Consider the following 6092-nt stretch of genomic DNA (forward strand, 5'->3'; position numbering starts at 1 on the left):
CTGGCCCCGCTTCTCAAGTGCCGCGAGGGCTGGGTCAGTCGGACGGGTCTGGCTTGTCCGAGGGGTCTGAGGTCGGAGACCTCAGGGTGGATGCGATGTGGGCCGCCGCCGTCGACAAGTGGCGGCGTGCCGCGCGTAGTTGTGCCTCGCTCACCCCATGGTCACGCGCAGCGTCCCGTACCTCGTCCCGGAAGCGGTCGAGCAACCGCTCGAGGTCACGCGCGGGGTCCCCGCCCGACACCTCCGGGGCCCATTCGGGGTCACCCGAGCCCGTCTCGTCCACCGGGACTCGCTCGACCGTGACCCCCGTGGAGGCGGCCCCCGTGCCGCCACCGCCCCGGCCGAACCGCCCGAACTCACGCGTGAGTTCGGTCAGTCCCTCGCGCAGCCCCGTCGGCCAGTCGCCGCGCGTGAAGTGGTCCTGGACCTGTTCCTGGACCCGCCGGGCCATGCGCTGCATCTCCTCGCGCGCCTCCTCGTGCGCGGCCTGCGCCTGCCTGCGAGCCTCCTTGGCGTCCTCGCGCGCCCGGCGCGACTCGTCCTTCGCGCGGCGGGCCTGGTCCTTCCACTCCTGCTTCGCGCGGCGCAGCTCCTCCTTCGCGACGCGCCAGGAATCGCCGTCACCGGACTGGCCGCTCTTGCCCGAACCTCCGTGCCCAGCACCGGACTTGCCCGTGCCGTTGCGGCTCGCGCCGGCCGCCTCCCGCATCTCGCGGCGCAGATCGCCCGCCGCGCCCCGTACGTCGTCCCTGATCTCTGCGGCCAGTTCGGCGACCGAGTCGCGGATCTCCAGCTCCAGGTCGGCGAGTTCGCCGCTGCGGGCGGCCAGTTCGGCGCGGCCCGCCTCGGTGATCGAGTAGACCTTGCGGCCACCCTCCGAGGTGTGGGTGACCAGGCCCTCGGCCTCGAGTTTGGCGAGCCGCGGGTACACGGTGCCCGCCGACGGCGCGTAGAGGCCCTGGAAGCGCTCCTCGAGGAGCCGGATCACCTCGTACCCGTGCCGAGGAGCCTCGTCGAGGAGCTTGAGGAGGTAGAGGCGCAGACGCCCGTGGGCGAAGACAGGGGGCATGTCAGAGCACCTTTCCGGTGGGCGGGGTGTCGGCCGGCGGTTCGTCCTCGCCCTCGGGCGCTGCGGGGCGGTGGAGCAGGGCGATGGCGCCGGAGACCGTGTTCGCCTTGAGGGTGCCGCGGCCGGCGCCGAGCCGGCCGGTGACGCGCTTGGCGCCCCAATTGCCGTCCACGCGCAGCTCGTCGAAGGAGTTCGAGACCGTGCCGCTCGCCGTGTTCGCCTCGACCTTCGCATCGGCGGGGTGCGGGAGGCGGACGGCGATCTCGCCGGAGACGTTGTTCAGCTGGATGTCCGTCGGGTCGCTGCCCGGGCCCACGTCGACGATCATGTGGCCGCTGACGGAGTCCGCGCGTACGGACGGGCCCGAACCTTCGACGACGGTGAGTCCGCCGGACACGGAACTGAACCGGAGCTTCCCCGTCACGGCCTGCGCCTCCACGCTGCCCGACACCGTCTCGGCCGTGACCGGTCCGGCGATGCCCAGCAGCGTGGAGTCGCCGCTGACGCCGCGGACCGTGGTCTTCGCCTCGATGCCGGAGACGACGGCGCTCGCTCCGACCACGCCCACCTCGACGCGGGTCGCGGCCGGGACCGCGAGGGAGACGACCGCGCGGCGCCGGTGGCCCTTGCGGTCGAACCACTTGAGGAAGCCCTGCCAGGGGAGGTCGTCGTACGCGACGGTGAGGGTGCCGTCCTCGAGGGTGACGCGCAGCGGTGGGCCCTCGATCTCCGAGACCTCGAGGCGGGTGGAGCCCTCGTCGGTGCCCACGACGTTCACCGTGCCGTGGACGGTGCGGACGTGTACGGCCGTGAGGGGGTCGTCGAAGGTGAGTTTGTGGGGCTCCGTGACGTCCCACGATGACTTTGGCATGGGGTGGCCTCCCGGGTCGGCGGGAGTCGCGCCATATCGCGTCTCCTCCCCACACGATATATCGCGTGAGCTCTTAGTCAAGGTGGATGTCTCGTTCGCCGGGTGGCAGGGGTGTGGGGGTCCATTTCCAGGCCCCGGCCCTGGGGGCCTTGTCCTCAGGGCCGGACAGGCTGACAAAAGATGTCCTCAAACGCCGGACGGGCTGAAACAGATGTCCTCAAACTCCCCCAGACTTCGTCCGGGGGGACCCCCAGACGGGCTGAGAGGGACGCCGGACGGGATCAAGGAAGAGGGTGAGGGCGAGGGGGAGGATGTCGTGCTGATGGGCGGAGGGGGATCAGTCCTCGTCCTCGTCGTCCAGGCGGGCCAGCCAGGTGGCGAGGCGTTCCACCGGGACCTCGAAGTCGGGGTTCAGGTCGACGAACGTGCGCAGCTGCTCGGCCAGCCACTCGAAGGTGACCTCCTCCTCGCCGCGCCGCTTCTCCAGCTCCTCGATGCCACGGTCGGTGAAGTACATGCTCGGTGCTCCGTCGGGTTCAGGCGGTGATGGGTTCGGTCCCGGGGACGGGAAAAGCATAGGCAGCCGGGCGCAGGCGCAGGCCACCGCAGGCCCGGCGCGACGTGGACGGCCCGGCACCCCCCGAAGGGGCGCCGGGCCGTCGACGTTGTACCGGGCCTGCCGAGGGCTACGCCTCGAACACCTCGCGTACCAGCTGCTCCTGCTCCGCCTGGTGGCGCTTCGCCGAGCCGACCGCCGGGGACGAGCCGTGCGGGCGCGAGATGCGCCGCAGCCGCTCGTCGTGCGGGACGTCGGCGCCGACCGCCAGGTCCAGGTGGTCGATCAGGTTGAGCGCGATGAACGGCCAGGCGCCCTGGTTCGCCGGCTCCTCCTGCACCCACAGGTACTTCGCGGCGTCCGGGTACTTGGCGATCTCCTCCTGGAGCTCCTTGCCCGGCAGCGGGTAGAGGCGCTCGATGCGGATGATCGCCGTGTCCGTGGCACCGCGCTTCTGCCGCTCGGCGTCCAGGTCGTAGTAGACCTTGCCGGCGCAGAAGACGACCTTGCGGACCGCGGCCGGGTCGACCGAGTCGTCGCCGATCACGGGGCGGAAGCCGCCCGTGGTGAACTCCTCCGCCTTCGAGGACGCGGCCTTCAGACGCAGCATCGACTTCGGGGTGAAGACGATCAGCGGCTTGTGGTGCGGGTTGTGCACCTGCCAGCGCAGCAGGTGGAAGTAGTTCGACGGCAGGGTCGGCATCGCGACCGTCATGTTGTCCTGCGCGCACATCTGCAGGAAACGCTCCGGGCGGGCCGATGAGTGGTCGGGGCCCTGGCCCTCGTAGCCGTGCGGAAGCAGCAGGGTCACACCGGAGTGCTGGCCCCACTTCTGCTCGGCCGAGGTGATGAACTCGTCGACGACGGTCTGCGCGCCGTTGACGAAGTCGCCGAACTGCGCCTCCCACATCACCAGCGACTCGGGACGGGCGAGCGAGTAGCCGTACTCGAAGCCCATCGCCGCGTACTCGGAGAGCAGCGAGTCGTAGACGTTGTACCGGGCCTGGTCGTCCGCGAGGTAGAGCAGCGGCGTGTAGTCGTCCGCGGTCTCGCGGTCGATGAGGACCGCGTGCCGCTGACCGAAGGTGCCGCGCCGCGAGTCCTGGCCGGAGAGCCGGACCGGGGTGCCCTCCAGGAGCAGCGAACCGATGGCGAGGGTCTCGCCCATGCCCCAGTCGATGGTGCCGTCCTCGACCATGGCCGCACGGCGCTGCAGCTGCGGGAGCAGCCGCGGGTGCACGGTGACCCGGTCGGGGATGTTCACCTGGGACTCGGCGATGCGCTTGACGACCTCCTGGGTGACCGCCGTGTTCACCGCCACCGGGAACTCGGCCTCGGCGCCCGGGACTTCGGCCGGGGCGGCGTGCGAGGTGGCCTCGCGGACCTCGGTGAAGACCTTCTCCAGCTGGCCCTGGTAGTCCTGCAGGGCCTGCTCGGCCTCTTCCAGGGTGATGTCGCCGCGACCGATGAGGGACTCGGTGTAGAGCTTGCGCACCGAGCGCTTCTTGTCGATCAGGTCGTACATCAAGGGCTGCGTGAAGGCCGGGTTGTCGGACTCGTTGTGCCCGCGGCGGCGGTAGCAGATGAGGTCGATGACCACGTCCTTGTTGAAGGACTGGCGGAACTCGAAGGCGAGGCGGGCGATCCGCACGACGGCCTCGGGGTCGTCGCCGTTCACGTGGAAGATCGGCGCCTCGATCATCCGGGCCACGTCGGTCGAGTACATGGAGGAGCGCGAGGACTCGGGCGCCGCCGTGAAGCCGACCTGGTTGTTGATGACGACGTGCACGGTGCCGCCGGTGCGGTAGCCGCGCAGCTGCGACATGTTGAGCGTCTCGGCCACCACGCCCTGGCCCGCGAAGGCCGCGTCGCCGTGGATGGCGATCGGCAGCACGGTGAAGTCGGTGCCGCCCTTGCCGATGATGTCCTGCTTGGCGCGGACGACGCCCTCCAGGACCGGGTCGACCGCCTCCAGGTGCGAGGGGTTCGCGGTGAGCGAGACCTTGATCTGCTCGCCGTCCAGACCGGTGAAGGTGCCCTCGGCGCCCAGGTGGTACTTCACGTCGCCGGAGCCGTGCATCGACTTCGGGTCGAGGTTCCCCTCGAACTCCCGGAAGATCTGCGCGTACGACTTGCCGACGATGTTCGCCAGGACGTTCAGGCGGCCGCGGTGGGCCATGCCCACGACGACCTCGTCCAGGCGGGACTCGGCGGCCGAGTCGAGGACCGCGTCGAGCAGCGGGATGACGGACTCGCCGCCCTCGAGCGAGAACCGCTTCTGACCCACGTACTTGGTCTGCAGGAAGGTCTCGAAGGCTTCCGCGGCGTTCAGCCGGCGCAGGATGCGCAGCTGCTCCTCGCGCTCCGGCTTGCCGCGCGGCCGCTCGATGCGGTCCTGCAGCCACTGCCGCTGCTTCGGGTCCTGGATGTGCATGAACTCGACGCCGGTGGTGCGGCAGTACGACTCACGGAGCACGCCGAGGATGTCGCGCAGCTTCATCATCGACTTGCCGGCGAAGCCGCCGACGGCGAACTCGCGCTCCAGGTCCCACAGCGTCAGCCCGTGCTCGGTGATGTCGAGGTCGGGGTGCTTGCGCTGGCGGTACTCGAGCGGGTCCGTGTCGGCCATGATGTGGCCGCGCTGCCGGTAGGAGTGGATCAGCTCGAAGACCCGGGCGGCCTTGGTGACGTCGTCGTCGTGGCTCGCGTCGATGTCCTTGAGCCAGCGGACCGGCTCGTACGGAATGCGCAGGGCCTTGAAGATCTCGTCGTAGAACCGGTCCTCGCCGAGCAGCAGATTCGCCACGATGCGCAGGAACTCGCCGGAGGCGGCGCCCTGGATGACGCGGTGGTCGTACGTCGAGGTCAGGGTCATGACCTTGGAGATGCCCAGCTTGTTCAGGGTGTCCTGGGAGGTGCCCTGGAACTCGGCCGGGTAGTCCATCGAGCCGACGCCCATGATGACCGACTGGCCGGGCATCAGACGCGGCACCGAGTGGACGGTGCCGAGGCCGCCGGGGTTGGTCAGCGAGACGGTGACTCCGGAGAAGTCCTCCATCGTCAGCTTGTTGTTGCGGGCCCGGCGGACGATGTCCTCGTAGGCCTGCCAGAACTCGAAGAAGTTGAGCGTCTCGGCCTTCTTGATGCCCGCGACGACCAGCTGACGGTCGCCGTTCGGCTTCACCAGGTCGATGGCCAGACCGAAGTTGATGTGCTCCGGCTTGACCAGGGTCGGCTTGCCGTCCTTCTGGGCGAAGGAGTGGTTCATCGACGGCATGGCCTTGATGGCCTGCACCATCGCGTACCCGATGAGGTGCGTGAAGGAGATCTTCCCGCCGCGGGCGCGCTTGAGGTGGTTGTTGATGACGATGCGGTTGTCGAAGAGCAGCTTCACCGGGACCGCGCGCACGGACGTCGCCGTGGGGACCTCGATGGAGGCGTTCATGTTCTTCGCGACCGCGGCGGCCGGGCCGCGCAGCGTCTGGAACTCCGGGCCCGCGGGCGCCTCGTCGGGCTGCTCGGACTTGGGCTCCTGCTGGGCCGGGGTCGGCTTGGCGACGGCCGGCTTGGCGGCAGGCGCGGCGGCGGGCTTCGCC

At 69.9% G+C, this 6092-nt stretch carries 4 protein-coding genes; all 4 read right to left on the reverse strand.

Features of this window, described 5'->3' with window-relative positions; all coding sequences use genetic code 11:
- Positions 1–34: 34 nt before the first annotated feature.
- Positions 35–1069 carry a PadR family transcriptional regulator gene (locus DY218_RS20720; RefSeq protein ID WP_128557593.1) on the reverse strand — a complete coding sequence of 345 codons (1035 nt, stop codon included), beginning with the start codon at positions 1067–1069 and terminating at the stop codon, positions 35–37.
- A gap of 1 nt (position 1070) precedes the next feature.
- Positions 1071–1940, reverse strand: a complete 870-nt coding sequence (locus DY218_RS20725; protein ID WP_128557594.1) for a DUF4097 family beta strand repeat-containing protein — start codon at positions 1938–1940, stop codon at positions 1071–1073.
- Positions 1941–2277: 337 nt separating this feature from the next.
- On the reverse strand, positions 2278–2457 hold the full coding sequence (locus DY218_RS20730) for a DUF6104 family protein (RefSeq protein WP_128557595.1): 180 nt from the start codon (positions 2455–2457) through the stop codon (positions 2278–2280).
- Positions 2458–2626: 169 nt separating this feature from the next.
- Positions 2627–6092, reverse strand: a 3466-nt coding sequence (locus DY218_RS20735) for a multifunctional oxoglutarate decarboxylase/oxoglutarate dehydrogenase thiamine pyrophosphate-binding subunit/dihydrolipoyllysine-residue succinyltransferase subunit (RefSeq protein WP_128557596.1), incomplete at its 5' end; no start/stop codon positions are given.

It is taken from the genome of Streptomyces triticagri (assembly GCF_003429565.1).
GTDB lineage: Bacteria > Actinomycetota > Actinomycetes > Streptomycetales > Streptomycetaceae > Streptomyces > Streptomyces triticagri.

Excerpts from the sequence above, each read along its gene's own strand:
- DY218_RS20720 (WP_128557593.1), bottom strand. The coding sequence starts at position 1,069 with ATGCCCCCTGTCTTCGCCCACGGGCGTCTGCGCCTCTACCTCCTCAAG.
- DY218_RS20730 (WP_128557595.1), bottom strand. The coding sequence starts at position 2,457 with ATGTACTTCACCGACCGTGGCATCGAGGAGCTGGAGAAGCGGCGCGGC.
- DY218_RS20725 (WP_128557594.1), bottom strand. The coding sequence starts at position 1,940 with ATGCCAAAGTCATCGTGGGACGTCACGGAGCCCCACAAACTCACCTTC.